We start from the raw sequence: 21,515 nt of genomic DNA on the forward strand, positions 1-21,515 counted from the left end.
GGCTCAGGATTTTCGCGAAGAGGCCGTGGCGGCCGAAAGGGCATCGATGAGCTGGCGTATCGGTGCCTGCTTGAGTTTGAGCGCGGTCTGGTTCACCACCAGGTGCGAGCTGATGTCCATGATGCGCTCGACCTCGACCAGGTGGTTGGCCCTGAGCGTGCTGCCGGTGGACACCAGGTCGACGATGGCGTCAGCCAGGCCCGTGAGCGGGGCCAGTTCCATGCTGCCGTAGAGCTTGATCAGGTCAACGTGCACGCCCTTGGTGGCGAAGAAGTCGCGCGCGATCGCCACGTATTTGGTGGCGACTGTGAGGCGTGAGCCCTGGCGCACGGCCGCGGCGTAGTCGAAGCCTTCGCGCACGGCCACGCTGATGCGGCATTTGGCGATCTGCAGGTCCAGCGGCTGATACAGGCCCTGGCTACCGGATTCCAGCAGGGTGTCCTTGCCGACCACGCCGAGATCGGCGCCGCCGTACTGCACATAGGTGGGCACATCGGTGGCGCGCACCAGCACCACGCGCACACCGGGCTGGTTGGTGTCCAGGATCAGCTTGCGGGATTTTTCGGGATCGTCCAGCACCTCGATGCCGGCGCTCTTGAGCAGCGGCAGGATGTCGTCGAAGATGCGGCCTTTGGAGAGTGCGAGCGTGATCATGCTTTGATCCGTTCGATGTCGGCGCCTATGCCGCGCAGCTTGGCTTCCATCTGGTCGTAGCCGCGGTCCAGGTGGTAGATGCGGTCCACCAGGGTTTCGCCTTCGGCCACCAGGCCGGCGATCACCAGACTGGCGGAGGCGCGCAAATCGGTGGCCATGACGGTAGCGCCGGACAGCTTTTCGACACCCTCCATAACGGCGATCTTGCCGTCGATCTGAATCTTGGCGCCCAGGCGCACCATCTCGTTGACGTGCATGAAGCGGTTCTCAAAAATCGTCTCGGTCACGGTGCTGCTGCCCAGCGCGACGGCATTGAGCGCCATGAACTGGGCTTGCATGTCGGTCGGGAAACCGGGGTATTCGGTGGTGCGGAAGGATTGCGCCTTCATGCGGCCGCTGGCCTGGATGCGGATAAAGTCCTCGCCCGCCGTCACCACCGCGCCGGCTTCGCGCAGCTTGTCGATCACGGCATCGAGGTGGTCGGCGCGGCCGTGCTTGAGCACCACGTCGCCGCCGGCGGCAGCGACCGCGCACAAAAAGGTGCCGGTCTCGATGCGGTCGGCCACCACCTGGTGGGTGCAGCCGTGCAGGCGCTCCACGCCCTGGATGCGGATGCGGCGCGTGCCGTGGCCTTCAATCTTCGCGCCCATCTTGATGAGCATTTCGGCCAGGTCGCCGATCTCGGGCTCCTGCGCTGCGTTTTCCAGGATGGTCTCGCCTTCGGCCAGGCTGGCGGCCATCAGGAAGTTTTCGGTGCCGGTGACGGTCACCATGTCGGTGGTGATGCTGGCGCCCTTGAGCCGCTTCTGACCGGCCGGCAGTTTGGCGATCATGTAGCCGTGCTCAACCACGATCTCGGCGCCCATGGCCTGCAGTCCCTTGATGTGCTGGTCCACCGGACGCGAACCGATGGCGCAGCCGCCCGGCAGCGACACCGTGGCTTCGCCGAAGCGCGCCAGCAGCGGGCCCAGCGCCAGCACGGAAGCACGCATGGTCTTGACCAGCTCGTAGGGCGCCTCGGGCGAGCTGAGCTTGCCGGCGTTGATGCGCACCGTGCCGTCGTCGCCGCGCTCAGCCTCCACGCCCATGTTGCGGATCAGCTTGAGCATGGTGGCCACGTCCTGCAGGCGCGGCACGTTGCGCAGCGTCACCTCGTCGGCCGTCAACAGCGCGGCGCAAAGCTCGGGCAGCGCGGCGTTCTTGGCGCCGGAAATTTCAACCGTTCCGGCCAGCGGCTTGCCGCCCTTGATGAGTAATTTGTCCATGTTCTTTTCAGTTCGCGTTGCCGTTGTTGGTATTGGCCCATTCGGTGGGCGTGTAGGTTTTCATGGACAGCGCATGCACCTCGTCGGTCTGCATGCGGCCGCCCAGCGTGGCGTAAACCTTCTGGTGGCGCTGTATCAGGCGCTGGCCTTCAAAGGCGCTGGACACCACGGTGGCGTACCAGTGGCGGCCGTCGCCCGACAGCTCGATGTGCTCGCAGGGCAGGCCCGCGGCGATGATGGATTGCAGTTCTTCGCTGGTCATGTCTAGTGTCTTATTTTGTAGCCGGTGCGCAGCAGGTTGACGGCCACGGCGCTGACGGCCAGCAAGGCTGTCGCGACAATGCCCAGGCTCAGCCATGGCGAGACGTCGCTGACGCCGAAGAAGCCATAGCGGAAACCGTCGATCATGTAGAAAAAGGGGTTCAGGTGGCTAACCTTCTGCCAGAAAGGCGGCAGGGAGTGGATGGAATAAAACACGCCGCTCAGGAAAGTCATGGGCATGATGACGAAGTTCTGAAAGGCCGCCATCTGGTCGAACTTCTCGGACCACAGCCCGGCGATCACCCCCAGGGCGCCCAGCATGGCGGCGCCCAGCACCGCGAACAGCACGATCCACAGCGGCGCCACAAAAGCCGGCTGGCCGAAAAACACGGTGACGGCGAACACGCCCACACCGACCAGCAGGCCGCGCGCGACCGAGGAGCCCACATAGGCGAAAAACCAGTGCCAGTGCGACAGCGGCGTGAGCAGCACAAACACCAGGCTGCCCATGATCTTGCTCTGGATCAGCGAGGAAGAGCTGTTGGCGAAGGCGTTCTGCAGCACGCTCATCATCACCAGGCCGGGCACCAGGAAGGCGGTGTAGCTGACCTGGTTGTAGACCTTGACCTGGTCCTGCAGCACGTGGCCGAAGATCAGCATGTAGAGCACGGCGGTCAGCACCGGCGCGCCCACGGTCTGGAAACCCACCTTCCAGAATCTCAGGGTTTCCTTGTAGAGCAGGGTTTGCCAGCCGGTCATGTTGCCACTTTCGCGAGATCTACCGCCACGGTTTCCGCAGCCGGCTTTTTGTTCATGACGTCCAGGAAGACGTCTTCGAGGTCGGCCTTGCGGATTTCAACGTCCTCGGCCACCAGGCCCGCCTCTCGGATCGCGGCGAGGTATTGTTCGATCTCATGGGCGTTGTGCGCCGGGAACTGCACGATGCGGCCGGTGATACGGGCCTGCACCGCCAGGTGCGTGGGCAGCTCGCTGTCGATCTTGAAACGCAGCACGTTGGATGACGCCGCCTTGAGCAGCTCGGAGGTCTGCGCCAGCGCCACCACCCGCCCCTGTTTGAGCATGGCGATGCGGCTGCACAGGGCTTCGGCTTCTTCGAGGTAGTGCGTGGTCAGCAGCACGGTGCTGCCCTGCTTGTTGAGCTTGGCGATGAACTGCCACAGGGTCTGGCGCAATTCCACGTCGACGCCGGCGGTGGGCTCGTCCAGCACGATGACCTGCGGCTTGTGCACCAGGGCCTGCGCCACCAGCACGCGGCGCTTCATGCCCCCGGAGAGCTGGCGCATGTTGGCGTTGGCCTTGTCGGCCAGGCCCAGGCTGACAAGCAGTTCGTCGATCCAGTCGTCGTTGCGCTTGATGCCGAAATAGCCGGACTGTATGCGCAGCGCCTCGCGTACCGAGAAAAAGGGGTCGAACACCAGTTCCTGCGGCACCACGCCGAGCTTGCGCCGGGCGCTGGCATAGTCGGCCAGCACGTCGCTGCCGTGGACCTTGACGGTGCCGCTGCTGGCGCGCGAAAGGCCGGCCAGTATGCTGATGAGAGAGGTTTTTCCAGCGCCGTTGGGCCCCAGCAGGCCAAAAAATTCGCCCTGCCGGATATCGAAACTGACGTCGTCAAGCGCCTTGACGACCGGACCCGTTTGATTTCGCGCGGAGGAGTAGGTTTTGGAGACGGACTGGAATGAGATCGCTGGCATGAGCCCGCCATTTTAAGGGCGGATGCCGTTTTGGAGCCGGGCGGGCCGTGGAATGCCCCGCAGCGGCGCCTTAAGCTGCGGCGGCCGGAATCAAATCCGCCACGCCGTACAGGCCCGCCAGCTGGCGCAGGCGGGGCGGCAAGCCCGCCACGGCAAACTCCTTGCCGGCGGCCAGCGCTTCGCGCCGGCACTCCAGCAGCACCGCCAGGGCGGAGGAGTCAAACTCCTTGAGCGCGCCGGCGTCCGCCACTACCCCGGCGGGCTGGGACAGTACGGCCTGCTTCAGGCCGAGCGCAAAACCTGCGGCCTCGGCGTGCGTGAGGACGGGGGGAAGCGTGAGCACCGAGGGGTCCGCTCAGGAGGACTTCTTGGCAACCGCGCCGTTGTTGGACTGGTTGCGCTGCACCAGCGAGGCGATCAGGCCGTCCACACCCTTGGTACTGATTTCCTGGGCGAACTGGGTGCGGTAGGTTTCCACCAGCCACACGCCCAGCACGTTGAGGTCATAGATCTTCCAGCCTGTGGCAGTTTTTTCCATGCGGTAGTCGAGCTGGACGGGATCGCCCTTGCCCAGGACTTCGGTGCGCACCACCACCTCGGTGTCGCCGGGCGACGCGCGCAGGGGTTTGACGTTGACCGTCTGGTCGCTGACCTGCGCAAGGGCGCCGGAATAGGTGCGGATCAACAGGATCTTGAATTCATCCTGCAGCTTCTTTTGCTGCTCGGGCGTGGCCTGGCGCCAGTTGCGGCCCACGGCGGCGGCCGTCATGCGCGTGAAGTTCACGTTGGGCATGATCTTGCTGTCGACCAGGGACAGCACTTTGGTCAGGTCGCCGGCTTTCACGGCCTTGTCGGTCTTGATGTTGTCCAGCACTTCGGCCGACACGCGTTTGATCAGGGCATCGGGAGCCTCGTCGGCGGCGCGAACGAAAGGCGCGGCGCCCAGCAGGGCCAGGCTGAGGGTGGCGGTCAACAAATGGCCAAGAGTTCTGCGTTTCATGATGTTCCTTCGGTGGCGAGACACGCGGTTGCCAGTTTGCGGCATCACTGTTGATGCATTACGTGCTGGAAACCCATGGCTCGATAGGGATTCTGCGGGATTGCTTCCGGACTGGGGATGAAGTTATTCGGCAGTCTTGTAAATATTGTCTGCATACCGCTTAAACAAGGCCTTGCCTGGCCCTGTTCAAGCCTGTTTCACCTTCTTACTTGGCCGCAGGGGCGGGCGTGGCCGGCGCGCCTTCGGGCAAATCGAAGCGTTCTTCCTTTTCCGCGGGCACGTTGCCGATCAGGCTGTTGCGGCGCTGCTGGTAGATATCGCGGGTAAAGCTGTATTTGTCCAGGGCCGCCTGGTCGAGCACGTCGCCGGCGCCCAGCAGGTTGGCGCGCACATTGACCGCGCGCAGCGTCGTCAGGGTATTGCGGACGCGGACGTTGCTGGCCTGGCTGACGGCGTCCAGCTGGTAATCCACCACCAGGCCGGCGGTGTCGCGCACCGAAGAAGGGCCCAGCACAGGCAGCACCAGGTAAGGCCCCGAACCCACGCCCCAGACACCCAGGGTCTGGCCGAAGTCTTCCGAGTGTTTCGGGATTTTCATTTCACTGGCCACGTCAAAAATGCCGCCCAGGCCCCAGAGGGTGTTGGTGGTGACGCGGAACAGGCTGTCGGCGGCGGCTTCGCCCTTGCCCTGCAGCAGGTTGTTGACCATGGACCAGACGTCGGAAATGTTGCCGAAGAAGCTGGTGACGCCGGTGCGCACGGGCTGGGGCGTGACGTCGCGGTAGGCGGTGGCCACGGGCTTGAGGACGGTGCGGTCCAGGCCCTCGTTGAAGCCGAACATGGCCCGATTAAACGGTTCCAGCGGATCGGACGGATTGGCGCCCGGGCCGGTTGCGCATCCCTGAAGCAGCGCCACTGCGAGAACGGCGCCGGCCCACCCTGTTGATTTTTTCATCGTCATGTTGCTTGTCATTTTTTTTCTGTCGTCGCTGGTGGTGGCGCAGTTCCTGATCCGGAACTGCTGTCCGCCGCTTTACTGTACAAAAACTGGCTGATCAGATTCTCAAGTACCACGGCGGACTGCGTGTTTTTGGTCACGTCCCCCGCGGCGAAATTTTTCTCGTCCCCGCCGGCTTCCACGCCGATGTACTGCTCGCCGAGCAGGCCGCTGGTCAAAATCTTCAGCGAGCTGTCCTTGGGAAACACATAGCGGCTCTCCATGGCCAGGCTCACGCTGGCCTGGTAGGACTTGTCGTCGAAAGTAATATTTTCAACCCGCCCGACCACCACACCTGCGCTTTTGACCGCGGCGCGCGGCTTCAGACCACCAATATTGTCGAATTTCGCCGTGATCTTGTAAGAAGTGTCGAAATTCAGTGAGAGAAGGTTGGCGGACTTCAGTGCCAGGAACAGGATGGCCAGGCCCCCGATCAGGACAAACAGGCCAACCCAGAGATCATTTTTGGAGCGTTGCATCGTTTTCTTTCAGTGGCCCGGCAAGGCGGCCACGGCTTGGGCCTTGCGCCATCCCTTCAAGGCAGACACTGGAATGGCGGATTTTCTCATGGACAAATTAAAAATGTTTGAAGGCGGTTATACGACTACAGGCTGAACATGGACGCGGTCAGCAGGAAGTCCAGCCCCAGCACGGCCAGCGAGGCCACCACCACGGTGCGCGTGGTGGCTCGCGAGACGCCCTCGGGCGTGGGCTGGGCTTCAAATCCCTGGTGCAGGGCAACAAAGGTGACGGTCACCCCGAACACAAAACTCTTGATGATGCCGTTGCCCACGTCGCGCCAGACATCCACGCCGGACTGCATCTGGCTCCAGAAGGAACCGGCGTCTATGCCTATCATGACCACGCCGACCAGCCAGCCGCCCAGGATGCCCACGGCGCTGAACACCGCGGCCAGCAGCGGCATGGCGATGATGCCGCCCCAGAAACGCGGTGCCAGGATGCGGCGTATCGGGTCCACCGCCATCATTTCCATGGCCGAGAGTTGCTCGCCGGCTTTCATCAGGCCGATTTCGGCGGTCAGGGCCGTGCCGGCGCGGCCGGCGAACAGCAGCGCCGTGACCACCGGTCCGAGCTCGCGCACCAGGCTGAGCGCCACCAGCAGGCCCAGCGCCTCGGCCGAACCGTAGCGCTGCAGCGTGTAGTAACCCTGCAGGCCCAGCACAAAGCCCACAAAGAGGCCGGACACCGCGATGATAGCCAGCGAATAGTTGCCCAAAAAGAAGATCTGGTCGCGCACCAGGCCGAAACGGGCCAGGGCCGGCCCACTCAGGGCGACCAGGCGCGACATCAGCCGCGCGGCATAACCCAGGTCGGCCAGCTGCCTGCGCACCGCAAAACCAAGGTCGGACACCAGGGCGACGGGACTGTAGCGGCTCATGCGCGCTCCTTTTTGGCGGCGTCGGCGTTGCCGAAGTCGGCCTCCACGCCCGGCCCGGGGTAATGGAATTTCACCGGACCCTCGCTCTCGGCATTGACGAACTGGTGCACCAGCGGGTCGGTGGAGCGCCGCACTTCATCGGGCGTGCCCTGGGCGGCGATGCTGCCGTTGGCCAGGATGATGACCTTGTCGGCGATGCGGAAGGTTTCCTCGAGGTCGTGCGAGACCACGATGCTGGTGATGCCCAGGGTGTCGTTGAGCTGGCGTATGAGCTGCGCGGCGGTGCCCAGCGAGATAGGGTCCAGCCCGGAGAAGGGCTCGTCGTACATGATGAGTTCGGGATCCAGCACGATGGCGCGCGCCAGCGCCACGCGCCTGGCCATGCCGCCGGAGATTTCGCTGGGCATCAGGTCGCGCGCGCCGCGCAGGCCCACGGCGTTGAGCTTCATCAGCACGATGTCGCGGATCAGGCGCTCATTGAGCGCCGTGTGCTCGCGCAGCGGAAAGGCCACGTTGTCGAACACGCTCAAATCGGTGAACAGCGCGCCGAACTGGAACAGCATGCCCATGCGCCGGCGTGCGGTGTACAGCTCTTGCTGCACCAATTTGCCGACGTCCTTACCGTCAAACAGGACGGCGCCGCCGGTGGCCTTCTGCTGGCCGCCGATCAGGCGCAGCACGGTGGTCTTGCCGCCGCCCGAGGCACCCATCAGCGCGGTGACCTTGCCCCTGGGTACGGACAGGGTAACCCTGTCCAGAATGACGCGGTCGCCCGCGGAACCCGGGTAGGAGAAGGTCACATCCTTGAATTCAACCAGTGATGAAGCGAGGGTGTCGGCCATGGAGAAAAAGAGGGGCCGACGAGCGCGCCGGCGAACTAGGGGAATGCCCTAATGATACGGGGTTTGGCCGCCCCTATCCCGGGAAGTAATACCAGGCAGTAATACCGTGGGGTTTCCGTCACGCCACTTACGGCGCAGGCCGTCGCCCCCAGGCACAAGCCTGGGGTCTCCTGAATCGCTTCTTGGATAGAGGACGCGGCGTTTAGCGAGGCAGATCGCTCTAACCCATCAAAAATTCGTCAACGGCGCGCGCGGCCTGGCGGCCTTCGCGCACCCCAAGCGTCAGCTTGGGGTTTGTTAAACCGCCCCTTGGGGCGATTTGCGAAGGCCGGGCGCGGCGTTTAGCGAGGCAGGTCGCTGTAACCCATCAAAAACTCGTCAACGGCGCGCGCGGCCTGGCGGCCTTCGCGAATCGCCCAGACGACCAGGCTTTGCCCGCGGCGGATATCGCCGGCGGCAAACACCTTGGGCACGTTGGTGGCATAGCCACCGGTGAAATCCGTGCTGGCCTTGGCATTGCCGCGGTTGTCTTTTTCAACGCCGAAAGCTTCCAGCACGGAAGCCACCGGCGAGACAAAGCCCATGGCCAGCAGCACCAGGTCGGCCTTGAGGGTCTGCTCGGAGCCGGGCACCTCGGCCATCTTGCCGTCTTTCCACTCGACGCGCACGGTCTTCAGGCCCGTGACCTTGCCTTTTTCGCCTATCAATTCCTTGGTGGAGATGGCGAACTCGCGCTCGCAGCCTTCCTCGTGCGAGGAAGAGGTGCGCAGCTTGATGGGCCAGTAAGGCCAGGTCAGGGGGCGGTTTTCCTCTTCGGGCGGCTGGGGCATCAGCTCGAACTGCGTGACGCTGGCAGCGCCGTGCCGGTTGCTGGTGCCCACGCAGTCGGAGCCGGTGTCGCCGCCGCCGATCACGATGACGTGTTTGCCGTCGGCGCGCAACTGGCCCTTGACCTTGTCACCGGCGTTGACCTTGTTCTGCTGGGGCAAAAATTCCATGGCGAAATGCACGCCGTCCAGGTCGCGGCCGGGCACGGGCAGGTCGCGCGACTGCTCGGCGCCGCCGGTCAGCATCACGGCGTCAAAGTCCTTTTGCAATTGCTCGGGGCTGATGCTTTCCTTGGCCCAGTTGGTGACCTTGGAGTCCTTGGGCAGGCTGCCCACCATCACGCCGGTACGGAAAATCACGCCTTCGGCCTTCATCTGCTCGACGCGGCGGTCGATATGGACTTTTTCCATCTTGAAGTCGGGGATGCCGTAGCGCAGCAGGCCGCCGATGCGGTCGTTCTTTTCAAACAGCGTCACCTCGTGGCCGGCGCGCGCCAGCTGTTGGGCCGCGGCCATGCCGGCAGGGCCGGAGCCGACGACGGCGACCTTCTTGCCGGTCTTGTGCTTGGGCATCACGGGCTTGACCCAGCCTTCGGACCAGGCGCGGTCGATGATGGCGTGCTCGATGGACTTGATGCCGACGGCGTCGTCGTTCACGTTCAGCGTGCAGGCGGCCTCACAGGGCGCCGGGCAGATGCGGCCGGTGAACTCGGGGAAGTTGTTGGTGCTGTGCAGCGTGTCGATCGCGTTTTTCCAGTCGGCGCGAAACACCATGTCGTTGAAGTCGGGAATGATGTTGTTGACCGGGCAGCCATTGTTGCAAAACGGCGTGCCGCAGTCCATGCAACGGGCCGCCTGCTTGTTGGCCTGCGCGTCGTCCAGCCCGACGACGAATTCGCGGTAGTTCTTCAGGCGCTCCGGCACGGGCTTGTAGCCCTCCTCGATGCGCTCGTATTCCATGAAGCCGGTGATTTTTCCCATGATGAGGTCCTGTGCGATTCTTTTTAAGCTTTTCCGGCTGCCGGCCCGTCATCACGGGCGCGGGCAGTTCCGGTTCAATGCAAGCGTGGGTGCGGCGGCCTACTTGGCGGCCACCGCTTCCTGGTTGGTGGCGACCTGGGCCCGGGTGGTCTCCGTCGCCGCTTCCAGCCGGCGCTCCTTGCGCTCGATCAGGGCCCGCTTGTATTCGTTCGGGAAGACCTTGACGAACTTCAGGCGCGACTCGCTCCAGTTGTCCAGCAGTTCGCGCGCGCGCTTGCTGCCGGTCCAGCGGTTGTGGTCCTGCAGCAGGCGCTTGAGCAGTTCCTCATCGCTTTCGCCGGCATGCCAGTCGGCCTTGTCGTGGGTGTGCTGTTCGGTCGTGGTGACGATGCGGTCCATGGAGACCATGGAGGTGTTGCAGCGCGTGGCGAACAAGCCGTCTTCGTCGTACACATAGGCCACGCCGCCGCTCATGCCGGCGGCGAAGTTGCGGCCGGTCTTGCCCAGCACCGCGACGGTGCCGCCCGTCATGTATTCGCAGCCATGGTCGCCCGTGCCTTCAACGACCGCCGTGGCGCCCGACAGGCGCACGGCAAAACGTTCGCCGGCCACGCCGCTAAAGAAGGCCTCGCCGGTGGTCGCGCCGTAGAGCACGGTGTTGCCGACGATGGTGTTCTTCACCGCGTCGCCGCGGAAGTCTATGCTGGGGCGCACCACGATGCGCCCGCCCGACAGGCCCTTGCCGGTGTAGTCGTTGGCGTCGCCTATCAGGTACATGGTGATGCCCTTGGCCAGGAAGGCGCCGAAGGACTGGCCGCCCGTGCCTTCAAGCTGGATGCGCAGGGTGTCGTCGGGCAGGCCCTGCGGATGGTGGCGCGTCAGCTCGCCCGAGAGCATGGCGCCCACGGTGCGGTTGACGTTGCGCGCCACTTCGATGAACTGGACTTTTTCGCCCTTTTCGATCGCAGCCTTGGATTTTTCGATCAGGCGCACGTCCAGCGCTTTTTCGAGCGCGTGGTCCTGCTCCATCACATGCAGGCGCGGCACGTCGGCCGGCACATTGGGCTGGTAGAACAGGCGGCTGAAGTCCAGGCCGCGGGCCTTCCAGTGTTCAATGCCTTTTTGCGTGTCGAGCAGGTCGGCGCGGCCGATGAGGTCGTCGAACTTGCGCACGCCGAGCTGCGCCATGAGCTGGCGCGCCTCTTCGGCAACGAAGAAGAAGTAGTTGACGACGTGCTCGGGCTTGCCGCTGAACTTCTGGCGCAGCACCGGGTCCTGCGTGGCCACCCCGACGGGGCAGGTGTTGAGGTGGCACTTGCGCATCATGATGCAGCCTTCGACCACCAGCGGCGCGGTGGCGAAGCCGAACTCGTCGGCGCCCAGCAGCGCGCCGATGATGACGTCGCGGCCGGTTTTCATCTGGCCGTCGGCCTGCACGCGGATGCGGCCGCGCAGGCGGTTGAGCACCAGGGTCTGCTGGGTTTCGGCCAGGCCGATTTCCCAGGGCGAGCCGGCATGCTTGATGGACGACCAGGGCGAGGCGCCCGTGCCGCCGTCATGGCCGGCGATCACCACGTGGTCGGACTTGGCCTTGGCCACGCCCGCTGCAATGGTGCCGACGCCGACTTCGCTGACCAGCTTGACGCTGATGCTGGCGCGCGGGTTGACGTTCTTCAGGTCGTGGATCAGCTGGGCTAGGTCCTCGATCGAATAGATGTCGTGGTGCGGCGGCGGCGAGATCAAGCCGACACCGGGCACCGAGTAGCGCAGCTGGCCGATGTATTCGCTGACCTTGCCGCCGGGCAGCTGCCCGCCCTCGCCGGGCTTGGCGCCCTGCGCCATCTTGATCTGGATCTGGTCGGCCGACACCAGGTATTCGGCCGTGACGCCGAAACGGCCCGACGCGACCTGCTTGATGCGCGAGCGCAGCGAGTCGCCGTCCTGCAGCGGCAGGTCGACCTCGACCTGTTTCGGGCCGATCACGCTCTTGAGCGTCTCACCCTTCTTGATCGGGATGCCCTTGAGCTCCTGGCGGTAGCGGTTCGGGTCTTCACCACCCTCGCCCGTGTTGCTCTTGCCGCCAATGCGGTTCATGGCCACGGCCAAGGTGGCGTGGGCCTCGGTGCTGATGGAGCCCAGCGACATGGCGCCCGTGGCAAAACGCTTGACGATTTCCTTGGCCGGCTCGACCTCGTCGATCGGAATGGCTTTGGAGGGGTCGATCTTGAACTCGAACAGGCCGCGCAGCGTCATGTGGCGACGGTTCTGGTCGTTGATCAGCTGGGCGTATTCCTTGTAGGTGTTCCAGTTGTTGGAGCGCGTGGAATGCTGCAGCTTGGCGATTGCGTCGGGGGTCCACATATGGTCTTCGCCGCGCACGCGCCAGGCGTATTCGCCGCCGGCGTCCAGCATGTTGGCCAGCACCGGGTCGTTGCCGAAGGCGGCGCGGTGCATGCGCAGCGCTTCCTCGGCGATCTCGAACACGCCCATGCCTTCGACCTGGCTGGCCGTGCCGGTGAAGAACTTGGCCACGGTGTCGCGATTCAGGCCTATGGCCTCGAACAGCTGGGCGCCGCAGTAGCTCATATAGGTGGACACGCCCATCTTGGACATGATCTTGGACAGGCCCTTGCCGATGGCCTTGGTGTAGTTGTAGACGGCTTTCTCGGTGCTGAGCTCGCCCGGCAAACCCTTGGACAGCTCGGCCAGGGTTTCCATGGCGAGGTAGGGATGGACGGCTTCGGCGCCGTAGCCGGCGAGCACGGCGAAGTGGTGCACTTCGCGCGCGGAACCGGTTTCCACCACCAGGCCGGCCGTGGTGCGCAGGCCTTCCTTGACCAGGTGCTGGTGGATGGCCGACAGGGCCAGCAAGGCCGGGATGGCGACCTGCGTAGCGTTGATGCCGCGGTCGCTGACGATCAGGATGTTCTTGCCGTCCTTGATCGCGTCCACCGCCTCGGCGCACAGCGAGGCCAGCTTGGCCTCCACGCCTTCATGGCCCCAGGCCAGCGGGTAGGTGATGTCCAGGGTGTAGCTCTTGAACTTGCCCTGAGTGTGCGCCTCGATGTCGCGCAGCTTGCGCATGTCGGCCACGTTGAGCACCGGCTGGCTGACCTCCAGCCGCATGGGCGGGTTGACCTGGTTGATGTCCAGCAGGTTGGGCTTGGGGCCGATGAAGGACACCAGCGACATCACGATAGCCTCGCGGATCGGGTCGATGGGCGGGTTGGTCACCTGAGCGAACAGCTGCTTGAAGTAGTTGTAGAGCGGCTTGTCCTTGTTGGACAGCACGGCCAGCGGGCTGTCGTTGCCCATGGAGCCGGTGGCCTCCTCGCCGTTGGCGGCCATGGGTGACATCAGGAACTTGATGTCTTCCTGGGTGTAGCCGAAGGCTTGCTGGCGATCCAGCAGGGGAATGTCGGAGACGGGCGCGGCGGCCGCGGCGGGCTTGGCCGCCTTGCCGGCCACGTCGTCGAGCTTGATGCGCAGGTTTTCGATCCACTGCTTGTAAGGCTTGCTGTGAGCCAGCGTCGCCTTGATTTCCTCGTCATCGACCATGCGGCCTTGTTCAAGATCGATCAGGAACATCTTGCCGGGCTGCAAACGCCATTTGCGCACGATTTTGTGCTCGGGAATCGGCAGCACGCCCGATTCGGAGGCCATGATGACCAGGTCGTCGTCGGTCACGCAGTAGCGCGAGGGGCGCAGGCCGTTGCGGTCCAGCGTGGCGCCTATCTGGCGGCCGTCGGTGAAGACGATGGAGGCCGGGCCGTCCCAGGGCTCCAGCATGGCGGCATGGTATTCGTAAAAGGCCTTGCGGCGCTCATCCATCGTCGTGTGCTGCTCCCACGGCTCAGGGATCATCATCATCACGGCCTGGCTGATGGGGTAGCCGGCCATGGTCAGCAGTTCCAGGCAGTTGTCGAAGGTGGCGGTGTCGGACTGGCTGGCAAAGCTGATCGGGTAGAGCTTTTGCAGGTCGGCGCCCAGCACCGGCGAGGACATCACGCCTTCGCGCGCCTTCATCCAGTTGTAGTTGCCCTTGACGGTGTTGATCTCGCCGTTGTGCGCGACATAACGGTAGGGGTGGGCCAACGGCCACTCGGGGAAGGTGTTGGTGGAAAAGCGCTGGTGCACCAGGCCCAGCGCCGAGACGCAGCGCGTATCGGTCAGGTCGCGGTAGTAAGTGCCCACCTGATCGGCCAGCAGCAGGCCTTTGTAGACCACCGTGCGGCTGGACATGCTGGGCACGTAATATTCTTTGCTGTGCGTCAGGCGCAGGTTCTGGATGGCGGCGCTGGCGGTCTTGCGGATCACGTAGAGCTTGCGCTCCAGCGCGTCCTGCACGATCACGTCGTTGCCGCGGCCGATAAAAATCTGCCGCAGGATGGGTTCTTTTTTGCGTACGGTGGGCGACATGGGCATGTCGCGGTTGACCGGCACATCGCGCCAGCCCAGCAGCACCTGGCCCTCGGCCTTGACGGCGCGTTCCAGCGCCTGCTCGCAGGCCAGGCGGGAGGCGTGCTCCTTGGGCAGAAACACCATGCCCACGCCGTATTCGCCGGGCGGCGGCAGCTGCACGCCCTGCCCTGCCATTTCTTCACGGTACAGCGCGTCGGGCAGCTGGATCAGGATGCCGGCGCCGTCGCCCATGAGCTTGTCAGCGCCCACTGCGCCCCGGTGGTCGAGATTTTCGAGAATCTTGAGACCTTGCTGGACGATGGCGTGGCTTTTGTGCCCCTTGATATGCGCCACGAAACCGACGCCGCAGGCATCGTGTTCGTTGGCTCCGGCGTACAAACCGTTTTCTTCAAAATGCTTGATTTCAGCAGCCGTAGTCATGGCAATTCCTCGTCGGGGTGGGATGGGAGCGCTGAATGCGTCCTGTGAGAAAGACCGCAACGCACCCATCCGCAGTTTCATAATTTTTCGCAGGGAATGGGGAGCATAGTGCAGTGCAACAACAATGCCAAGAAGTTTAAATGGGGTCAGATTCCAATTAAAAATCGATAAATTTAATCAACATTTAATTAGGGACATATTTGATTCAAGCGCAAAAAACCATGAAACGGCGTTATTTAAGCCGCTGGGAAGTCCTCTTTGGGTGTCGTGGTCGGCCGCCCCGCCTGGTTTTTTGTCACGCGGCGCTCGGTGCGCTTTTGCAGTTCGGCGAGGAAATCGCCCTCGCCCAGCGCCCAGCCGCTGAGGGCCGAGCGGGTCAGCAGCTCCTGCTGCTCCAGCGTGATGCCGGCACGCACCAACGAGGCGTAGGCCGCCTCGCGGGCAAAGGGCGTGTTGCCCAGCGCCCAGACCAGGGGATGCGGTGTCAGCAGGCTGTCGACCCGCAAACCCGCATAGTGACCGTGGCTGGACCATGGATAGTCCCTGGCCTCGGCCACCAGCCCCGCGCGAACCGGGTTCAAGTCGATATAGGCCATGCAGGCCAGCAAATAGCGTTCGGCCTCGATTACCGTAGCGCGGTAACGCCCCTCCCAGAGGGTACCGGAGCGCCCCTGGCTGTCGTTGAAGTAGCGAACATAGCGCCGTCCCGCAGCCTGCATCATCTGCGGCAAGCCGTCCGCCGTGCTGGGCGTGGCCAGCAGGTGGAAGTGGTTGTCCATCAGCACATAGGCATGCAGGGCCACACCGAATTTGCGCGCGCTTTCGTCGAGCAGCCGCAACAACATCTGGTGATCGGCCGCGCAGGAAAAAACGGCTTGCCGGTTATTGCCGCGCTGGATGATGTGATGGGGGAAACCGGGAAGCGTCAGACGGGGAAGGCGGGCCATGGGATGCGATACCTGGAGTTGGCATCATGATATTGGAATCCGACCCCAATTTTCGGCCGCCCACGCTTCGTTTCAGGAGGCGGCTTGCGCGGCCCCTGACACGGCATCTTTATCAGCGGACGACTTTGCCGTCAGGCGTGATGGTGACGAGGTCGATGGCACGCACCGATTCGTATTTTTTGGCGCGCAGGTTGACGCGAAAGCCGCCCACGTCGTAGTCCGTCATGGCTTCAAACGCTTTTTGCAAGCCGGCCCGGTCGGGTTTTCCGCTGCCTGCCGCGCTGCGGCGCACGCCTTCGGCAAAAGTCTTGGCGGCGATGTAGCCCTCCACGCTTTCATAGCTGGGCGTCTGGTCGGTCTGGTTCAGCACATCGAGGTATTCCTTGATGATCGGCATGCCGGTGCTGCGCGGCGAGGGCACGACCTGGGAAATCACAACGCCGCCGATTTCCTTGCCCAGGGCGCTGAAAAGCGGGTCGATGCCGACGACGGAGAAATTCAGGAACTGCCCGCCATAGCCGGCCTGGCGCATCTTGCGGATGAAGGCAGCCGATGAATTGAACAGGCTGACCTGGATGACGGCCTGGGGCTGCGCCTTCATCAGGGAGGCCACGGCCGCGTCAACCTTGTCGCTGTTGACCGGCGACAGGGCGCTGCCGACGATGGCCGGCCGCTTCAGGTCGACCAGCGCCTGGTTGACGGCCGCCAGGCCGCCGCGCCCCATGGCGTCGTCTTCGGCAAACACCGCGATGCGGTCCTGGTTCAGCGTCGCGCAATGGCGCGCGATTTTGTAGGCTTCGTCGGCCAGCGCGGGACGCACATGAAAAACGTTGCTGAGCGAGGGATCATGCAGCGCGTCGGAGGCGGCAAAAGGCGCGAAGAACAGGGTGTTGGAAGCTTTTGCCGCGGCGAAGGCGGCGTCGCAGCTGGCGGTACCGGTGAAGCCGAAGAGCGCATCCACGTCCTCGTCGATCAGCTGCTTGGCGTTGCCGGCGGCTTTGGCCGGGACGTAGCCGTCGTCGAGGGCCTTGACTTCGATCTTGTAGCCGCCCGCGCCGTTTTTCGCGTTGATCGCGTCAAAATAAATCTTGGCGCCATTGAGGTAGGCCAGGCCGATCTGATCGGCGGCGCCGGTCAGCGGAACGGATTGCCCGACGACGATTTTCCGCCCGGCCCTGCCCTGCGCCCACAGCGCGGGGCTTGCCACCACGGCGCCTGCGGATACACCACCGAGAATTAACTGACGCCGATTGAAACCCATGACAACACCTTTTGAGATACGAATAGCCAAAGCAGGTTTGATGCCTGCAACTGCAGCATGCGCTTACTGTTCCAAAAAAATGTCACAAATTGTGCGCAAGCCCTAAGCGTAATCCGTGCGGGACCGAAAAAACAGCAGGAAAAATGCCGACACGTCATAAGCCTATGCGCCGTCTTTGCGGCTGCCTGATGACGGTTTTGCCTGTTTTTGCGCCTCGGGCTAAGGCCGGGGTGCGCGCAAAACCAGCAAACGGTGCAGCCGTAGCGCCAGAACCAGGCCCAGGGCGGAACTGGCCGCCGTGACCCAGCCCGTCCATTGCCAGCCCCCTGCCTCGGCGGCTACCCAGGCCACCAGTGGGGGACCCGCGAACTGACCCAGCGCCGACCACTGCTGCATCCAGCCCACCGTGGTGGACACCGTATCGGCGCTGGGCGCCAGCCGGATGGCCAGGCTGAAAAGAGTGGCCGGAACCAGGCCGCCCAGCATGGAAAAACCCAGGATCGCCGCGTACCGCAGCGCGGGCGGCGCGCCCGAAAACGCCAGCAAGGCGCCGCCCGCCATCGCCAGAAAACCCGCAGCCAGCAAGGCCAGCGGCGGCAGGCCACGGCCCAGCAGCCGCCCGGCAGCGACGTTGCCGATGATGTTGACGGCCGCGGCCAGCGCCGTCAGCGGCCCGCCCCAGCCGCCGGCCACGCCGGCCTGCGCATAGATGGACGGAAGAAAACCCACCACGGCGAGCCATTGCCCGGAATAGGTCGCAAAGGCCAGGGCCATGAGCCAGGCGGCGCGCGAACGCAAGGTCGTCGCGATGAGCTGGCGGTTGCGGGGCCGGCCTGTGGGGGCAAGCGCCTCGGGCGGCTCCGCCGGCACGCGCCACGCGAGCAGCAGGGCCAGCGCCGCGGCCAGCGCGGCCAGCAGCCACCACAGGATGCGCCAGCCCCACTGCGGGCCGGCCCCGGCGATGACGAGAGGCCCGGCCAGCAGGGCCAGCGACGCCCCCAGAGGCATGTAGGCGCCCCACATGCCGAGCATACCGCTCAATTTTTCCGGCGGCACCAGTCGGCGCACCAGGGCCGGTGCCGGCAGCACCACCCACAAAAACCCCAGGCCTTCGAGGACGCGTGTCGCCAGCAAGCCATGAACGCCGGAAGCCATGGCGCCCAGGGCGCTGGCCGATGCCAGCACCCACAGGCCCGCCAGCATGCTGCGCTTGAGCCCCACGCGCTGCACCGCCAGCCCGGTCACCAGGCCCAGGGTCATGCCGGCCAGTTGGACGAGCGAGAGCAGGAAACCGGCCTGCAGCAGGGAAACGCCCAGCACCTGGCCCAGCACGGGCAAGGCAGGCGGCAGCTTGCCCACATGCAGGGCGGCCACCACGCCGGCCGCGATCACGCACCAGGCGGCACGCGCGCTGGCGGCGGTATCCGGCTTGGCTTCAGTCACACGCAACGAGGAGAGGGGCAGGTTCAGGCCGCGAAGGCGGCCCGGCCCTTCAGACGCTCATGCTCTTTGGCGGCAAAGCGGTCAGTCATGCCGGCGATGTAGTCGGCCACGACCCGCTCGGGCTTGGCGCCCGCGGCATGCGGCGCGTCGACGCCGTCAAAGCGCTCGCTGTGGGCCTGCGGCATCTGCGCCGGGTCGGCCATATAGGCCTCGAACAGTTCGCCGACCACCTGCTTGGCCGCCTGCGTAGTCTCCACCACCTTCGGATGGCGGTAGAGGTTTTTCAGCAGGAAGCGCTTGAGCGACGCGGACTGCCGCGCCATCTCCGGTGTGAAGCAGACCAGCGCCGCTTGCTGGCGCACCTCGTCGGCACTCGCGGGCGCCGCCTTGTGGATGGCCGCCCATGTCGCGTCCATCACGTTGTAGACCTGGGCGCTGAGCATGCGGCGTATGGTTTCAAACAGCAGCCGGCGGCCCTGCAAGCCGGGATGGGCCAGCCGCGTCTCACGGCAGTACTGGCTGAAGAGCTCCACGTCCTCGAGCTGCTCCAGCGTCAGCAGGCCCGAGCGCACACCGTCGTCGATGTCGTGCGCGTTGTAGGCGATCTCGTCGGCCAGGTTGGCGAGCTGCGCTTCCAGGCTAGGCTGCTGCCAGCGCGGGCCTTCGGCGGGCTGGTCCACAAAACGGCGCGCCACCCCGCCCGGCTCGCGCGACTCGATGCGCTGCGCATTGCGCTTTGAGCAATGCTTGAGGATGCCCTCGCGCGTCTCGAAACTGAGGTTCAGGCCGTTGTAGGCCGGGTAGCGCTCTTCCAGCGCATCCACGACGCGCAGGCTTTGCAGGTTGTGCTCGAAGCCCGCGCTCTCGGGGTGGCCGGCCTTGAGGCAAGCGTTCAGGGCATCCTGGCCGGCGTGGCCGAAAGGCGTGTGGCCCAGGTCGTGCGCCAGCGCGATGGCCTCCACAAGGTCCTCGTTGAGCCGCAGCGTGCGGGCGATGGAGCGCCCCAGCTGGGCGACTTCCAGCGAATGGGTCAGGCGGGTGCGGAACAGGTCGCCCTCGTGGTTGAGGAAAACCTGGGTCTTGTAGACCAGGCGGCGAAAGGCTGTTGAATGCACGATGCGATCGCGGTCGCGCTGGAAGTCGGAACGCGTGGGCGCCACCGGCTCGGTATAGCGGCGGCCGCGCGACAGCGCGGGATCACAGGCATAGGGCGCCAGGGTCATGGTTCACGCTCTCCAGGCTTCAGGCACAGCACAGGTCTATCACTTCGCGCACCAGCGCGTCGGGCGCGCTGCGAAGCGCCGCTTTGCCCGGGCCGTCGATCACGATAAAACGGATCTCGCCGGCCTCGGATTTTTTGTCGATACGCATCAGCTCCAGGTAGCGCCCGGCATTGTCACCTGCGGACAGCACCGGCGCCTTGACCGGCAAACCGGCACGCTTGATGAGCCGCGTCAGCCTTTCGACAAAAGGCCTGTCGACCAGACCCAGGCGCTCTGACAGGTGCGCGGCCATCACCATGCCGCAACCCACGCCTTCGCCGTGCAGCCATTCGCCGTAACCGAGGCCGGATTCAATCGCGTGGCCGAAGGTATGGCCGAAATTCAGGATGGCCCGCAAGCCGGCTTCACGCTCGTCCTGCCCCACCACCCAGGCCTTGATCTCACAGCTGCGCTTGATCGCGTGGGCCATGGCTGCGGGCTCCCTGGCCAGCAGGCCTTCAAGGTTGGCCTCTATCCATTCCAGGAAGGCCATGTCGGCAATCGGGCCGTATTTGATGATTTCGGCCAGGCCCGCGCTCAGCTCGCGCGCGGGCAAGGTCTGCAACGCATCGAGGTCGCAGACCACCAGCAGGGGCTGGTAGAAGGCGCCTATCATGTTCTTGCCCAGCGGGTGGTTGATCGCCGTCTTGCCGCCCACCGAGGAGTCCACCTGCGCCAGCAGGGTCGTGGGCACCTGCACAAAGGGCACGCCGCGCATATAGCTGGCGGCGGCAAAGCCGGTCATATCACCCACCACCCCGCCGCCCAGCGCAAACATCACCGTCTTGCGGTCGCAGCCGTTCTCGAGCAAGGCGTCAAAGATCAGCTGCAGCGTCTGCCAGTCCTTATGAGCTTCGCCGTCGGGCAAGGTCACCAGCAGCACCTTGCCATAACGCTGGCGCAGAGCCTGGCTCAGTTGCGCGGCATACAAGGGAGCCACCGTCGTGTTCGACACCACCAGCGCGGTGGCGGCTTTCGGGAGATTCTGGTAAGTCAGCGCATTGCCGAGAAGGCCGGTGCCGATGGCAATCGGGTAGCTGCGTTCGCCCAGCTCGATCTGGACCCGCGCCACCGCGGAAGGGGAATTTGCGTGCATAAGTGGGAGTGTAGAGGCACTCGCCCGCCTTGGGTGCGGCGGCTTGCAAGGCAAGGCGCGAGCGCTCAGGGCACGGGCAGCAACCCCGCCAGCTCCAGCTGCATATGGATCATGTTGACCAGTGTCGACACCGAGGGACGCCCGGTCTCGATGACGAAGTGGGCGGTTTCGCGGTAGAGGGGGTCGCGGGCCGCATAGAGGTCCCTGAGCCTGGCCAGCGGGTCGGCGACCTGGAGCAGGGGCCGGTTCTGGTCGTGCCGCAGGCGGCGAAACACCTCTTCGGGGATGGAATGCAGGTACACCACTTGCGCACGCTCGCGAAGGTGCTGGCGATTGGCAGGGCGCAGCACGGTCCCGCCGCCGCTGGACAGCACGCAGGATTGGCCCTGGGTCAGCTCATCGATGACCTGCTGCTCGATATCTCGGAAGGCGTTCTCGCCCTCGCGTTCGAAAAACTCGCGGATGGAGCAGCCGATGCGCTGCTCGATCACCTGGTCCGAATCAATAAAGCGCAGCCCCATCTTGCGGGCCAGATGCCGGCCGACAGTGGATTTCCCCGAACCCGGCAGGCCCACGCAGGCGATTCTCAACGGGTTTGCATTCAATGGAGTCTGGAGGCGCTCGCCCCGGGATGCGTGAATAGAGTCAGGGTGGAAAATGGGCCGGTTTCACAAACGCGACAGGCCCCAAAGGGCCCGCCGTTACCTGCATTTTCCCACCAAA

General features: G+C 64.5%; 19 protein-coding genes. All 19 read right to left on the reverse strand.

Annotated elements, in window-relative coordinates; genetic code table 11:
- Positions 1 to 3: 3 nt before the first annotated feature.
- Positions 4 to 654 (reverse strand): ATP phosphoribosyltransferase, encoded by a 651-nt coding sequence (hisG, locus tag PMI15_RS10795; protein ID WP_007868140.1) that lies wholly within the window; start codon positions 652 to 654, stop codon positions 4 to 6.
- Positions 651 to 1,919 (reverse strand): UDP-N-acetylglucosamine 1-carboxyvinyltransferase, encoded by a 1,269-nt coding sequence (gene murA / locus PMI15_RS10800; RefSeq protein ID WP_007868144.1) that lies wholly within the window; start codon positions 1,917 to 1,919, stop codon positions 651 to 653. The genes hisG and murA overlap by 4 nt, the downstream gene beginning before the upstream one ends.
- Before the next feature lie 7 nt (positions 1,920 to 1,926).
- Positions 1,927 to 2,181, reverse strand: a complete 255-nt coding sequence (locus PMI15_RS10805; RefSeq protein ID WP_007868148.1) for a BolA family protein — start codon at positions 2,179 to 2,181, stop codon at positions 1,927 to 1,929.
- 2 nt (positions 2,182 to 2,183) lie between these two features.
- The gene (locus PMI15_RS10810) at positions 2,184 to 2,939 is read right to left on the reverse strand and encodes an ABC transporter permease (protein ID WP_007868150.1); all 756 of its coding nucleotides are present in this window, start codon (positions 2,937 to 2,939) and stop codon (positions 2,184 to 2,186) included.
- Positions 2,936 to 3,895 carry an ABC transporter ATP-binding protein gene (locus tag PMI15_RS10815; RefSeq protein WP_007868153.1) on the reverse strand — a complete coding sequence of 320 codons (960 nt, stop codon included), beginning with the start codon at positions 3,893 to 3,895 and terminating at the stop codon, positions 2,936 to 2,938. Before PMI15_RS10815 ends, PMI15_RS10810 begins: the two co-directional genes overlap by 4 nt.
- Before the next feature lie 70 nt (positions 3,896 to 3,965).
- The gene (locus PMI15_RS10820; RefSeq protein ID WP_007868156.1) at positions 3,966 to 4,238 is read right to left on the reverse strand and encodes a lipid asymmetry maintenance protein MlaB; all 273 of its coding nucleotides are present in this window, start codon (positions 4,236 to 4,238) and stop codon (positions 3,966 to 3,968) included.
- A gap of 12 nt (positions 4,239 to 4,250) precedes the next feature.
- On the reverse strand, positions 4,251 to 4,895 hold the full coding sequence (locus tag PMI15_RS10825; RefSeq protein WP_007868160.1) for a phospholipid-binding protein MlaC: 645 nt from the start codon (positions 4,893 to 4,895) through the stop codon (positions 4,251 to 4,253).
- Between the two features lie 205 nt (positions 4,896 to 5,100).
- Positions 5,101 to 5,868: a VacJ family lipoprotein gene (locus tag PMI15_RS10830; RefSeq protein ID WP_007868163.1), complete on the reverse strand. Its 768-nt coding sequence runs from the start codon at positions 5,866 to 5,868 to the stop codon at positions 5,101 to 5,103.
- On the reverse strand, positions 5,865 to 6,371 hold the full coding sequence (mlaD, locus tag PMI15_RS10835; protein ID WP_007868178.1) for an outer membrane lipid asymmetry maintenance protein MlaD: 507 nt from the start codon (positions 6,369 to 6,371) through the stop codon (positions 5,865 to 5,867). The genes PMI15_RS10830 and mlaD overlap by 4 nt, the downstream gene beginning before the upstream one ends.
- A 125-nt stretch (positions 6,372 to 6,496) precedes the next feature.
- On the reverse strand, positions 6,497 to 7,291 hold the full coding sequence (mlaE, locus tag PMI15_RS10840) for a lipid asymmetry maintenance ABC transporter permease subunit MlaE (protein ID WP_007868180.1): 795 nt from the start codon (positions 7,289 to 7,291) through the stop codon (positions 6,497 to 6,499).
- A complete protein-coding gene (locus PMI15_RS10845) occupies positions 7,288 to 8,133 on the reverse strand; it encodes an ABC transporter ATP-binding protein (RefSeq protein WP_007868182.1) in 846 nt (281 codons plus the stop codon). Before PMI15_RS10845 ends, mlaE begins: the two co-directional genes overlap by 4 nt.
- 341 nt (positions 8,134 to 8,474) lie before the next feature.
- Positions 8,475 to 9,941: a glutamate synthase subunit beta gene (locus PMI15_RS10850; protein ID WP_007868184.1), complete on the reverse strand. Its 1,467-nt coding sequence runs from the start codon at positions 9,939 to 9,941 to the stop codon at positions 8,475 to 8,477.
- Between the two features lie 99 nt (positions 9,942 to 10,040).
- Positions 10,041 to 14,783, reverse strand: coding sequence for a glutamate synthase-related protein (locus PMI15_RS10855; RefSeq protein WP_007868188.1), 4,743 nt, complete (start codon positions 14,781 to 14,783; stop codon positions 10,041 to 10,043).
- Between the two features lie 236 nt (positions 14,784 to 15,019).
- Positions 15,020 to 15,730: a transposase gene (locus tag PMI15_RS10860; protein ID WP_007868191.1), complete on the reverse strand. Its 711-nt coding sequence runs from the start codon at positions 15,728 to 15,730 to the stop codon at positions 15,020 to 15,022.
- 112 nt (positions 15,731 to 15,842) lie between these two features.
- The gene (locus PMI15_RS10865) at positions 15,843 to 16,991 is read right to left on the reverse strand and encodes an ABC transporter substrate-binding protein (protein WP_007868194.1); all 1,149 of its coding nucleotides are present in this window, start codon (positions 16,989 to 16,991) and stop codon (positions 15,843 to 15,845) included.
- Positions 16,992 to 17,210: 219 nt separating this feature from the next.
- On the reverse strand, positions 17,211 to 18,434 hold the full coding sequence (locus tag PMI15_RS10870) for a CynX/NimT family MFS transporter (RefSeq protein ID WP_007868197.1): 1,224 nt from the start codon (positions 18,432 to 18,434) through the stop codon (positions 17,211 to 17,213).
- Between the two features lie 23 nt (positions 18,435 to 18,457).
- Positions 18,458 to 19,657 carry a deoxyguanosinetriphosphate triphosphohydrolase gene (locus tag PMI15_RS10875; RefSeq protein WP_007868199.1) on the reverse strand — a complete coding sequence of 400 codons (1,200 nt, stop codon included), beginning with the start codon at positions 19,655 to 19,657 and terminating at the stop codon, positions 18,458 to 18,460.
- 19 nt (positions 19,658 to 19,676) lie between these two features.
- Positions 19,677 to 20,792, reverse strand: a complete 1,116-nt coding sequence (aroB, locus tag PMI15_RS10880; protein WP_007868202.1) for a 3-dehydroquinate synthase — start codon at positions 20,790 to 20,792, stop codon at positions 19,677 to 19,679.
- Positions 20,793 to 20,857: 65 nt separating this feature from the next.
- On the reverse strand, positions 20,858 to 21,382 hold the full coding sequence (locus tag PMI15_RS10885; protein WP_036838420.1) for a shikimate kinase: 525 nt from the start codon (positions 21,380 to 21,382) through the stop codon (positions 20,858 to 20,860).
- Positions 21,383 to 21,515 lie beyond the last annotated feature (133 nt).

It is taken from the genome of Polaromonas sp. CF318 (genome assembly GCF_000282655.1).
Classification (GTDB): Bacteria; Pseudomonadota; Gammaproteobacteria; order Burkholderiales; family Burkholderiaceae_C; genus Polaromonas.

Bases quoted from the DNA above. Each gene is read 5' to 3' on its own strand.
- hisG (WP_007868140.1), bottom strand. From the start codon at position 654: ATGATCACGCTCGCACTCTCCAAAGGCCGCATCTTCGACGACATCCTG.
- murA (WP_007868144.1), bottom strand. From the start codon at position 1,919: ATGGACAAATTACTCATCAAGGGCGGCAAGCCGCTGGCCGGAACGGTT.
- PMI15_RS10805 (WP_007868148.1), bottom strand. From the start codon at position 2,181: ATGACCAGCGAAGAACTGCAATCCATCATCGCCGCGGGCCTGCCCTGC.
- PMI15_RS10810 (WP_007868150.1), bottom strand. From the start codon at position 2,939: ATGACCGGCTGGCAAACCCTGCTCTACAAGGAAACCCTGAGATTCTGG.
- PMI15_RS10815 (WP_007868153.1), bottom strand. From the start codon at position 3,895: ATGCCAGCGATCTCATTCCAGTCCGTCTCCAAAACCTACTCCTCCGCG.
- PMI15_RS10825 (WP_007868160.1), bottom strand. From the start codon at position 4,895: ATGAAACGCAGAACTCTTGGCCATTTGTTGACCGCCACCCTCAGCCTG.
- PMI15_RS10830 (WP_007868163.1), bottom strand. From the start codon at position 5,868: ATGACAAGCAACATGACGATGAAAAAATCAACAGGGTGGGCCGGCGCC.
- mlaD (WP_007868178.1), bottom strand. From the start codon at position 6,371: ATGCAACGCTCCAAAAATGATCTCTGGGTTGGCCTGTTTGTCCTGATC.
- mlaE (WP_007868180.1), bottom strand. From the start codon at position 7,291: ATGAGCCGCTACAGTCCCGTCGCCCTGGTGTCCGACCTTGGTTTTGCG.
- PMI15_RS10845 (WP_007868182.1), bottom strand. From the start codon at position 8,133: ATGGCCGACACCCTCGCTTCATCACTGGTTGAATTCAAGGATGTGACC.
- PMI15_RS10850 (WP_007868184.1), bottom strand. From the start codon at position 9,941: ATGGGAAAAATCACCGGCTTCATGGAATACGAGCGCATCGAGGAGGGC.
- PMI15_RS10855 (WP_007868188.1), bottom strand. From the start codon at position 14,783: ATGACTACGGCTGCTGAAATCAAGCATTTTGAAGAAAACGGTTTGTAC.
- PMI15_RS10860 (WP_007868191.1), bottom strand. From the start codon at position 15,730: ATGGCCCGCCTTCCCCGTCTGACGCTTCCCGGTTTCCCCCATCACATC.
- PMI15_RS10865 (WP_007868194.1), bottom strand. From the start codon at position 16,991: ATGGGTTTCAATCGGCGTCAGTTAATTCTCGGTGGTGTATCCGCAGGC.
- PMI15_RS10875 (WP_007868199.1), bottom strand. From the start codon at position 19,657: ATGACCCTGGCGCCCTATGCCTGTGATCCCGCGCTGTCGCGCGGCCGC.
- aroB (WP_007868202.1), bottom strand. From the start codon at position 20,792: ATGCACGCAAATTCCCCTTCCGCGGTGGCGCGGGTCCAGATCGAGCTG.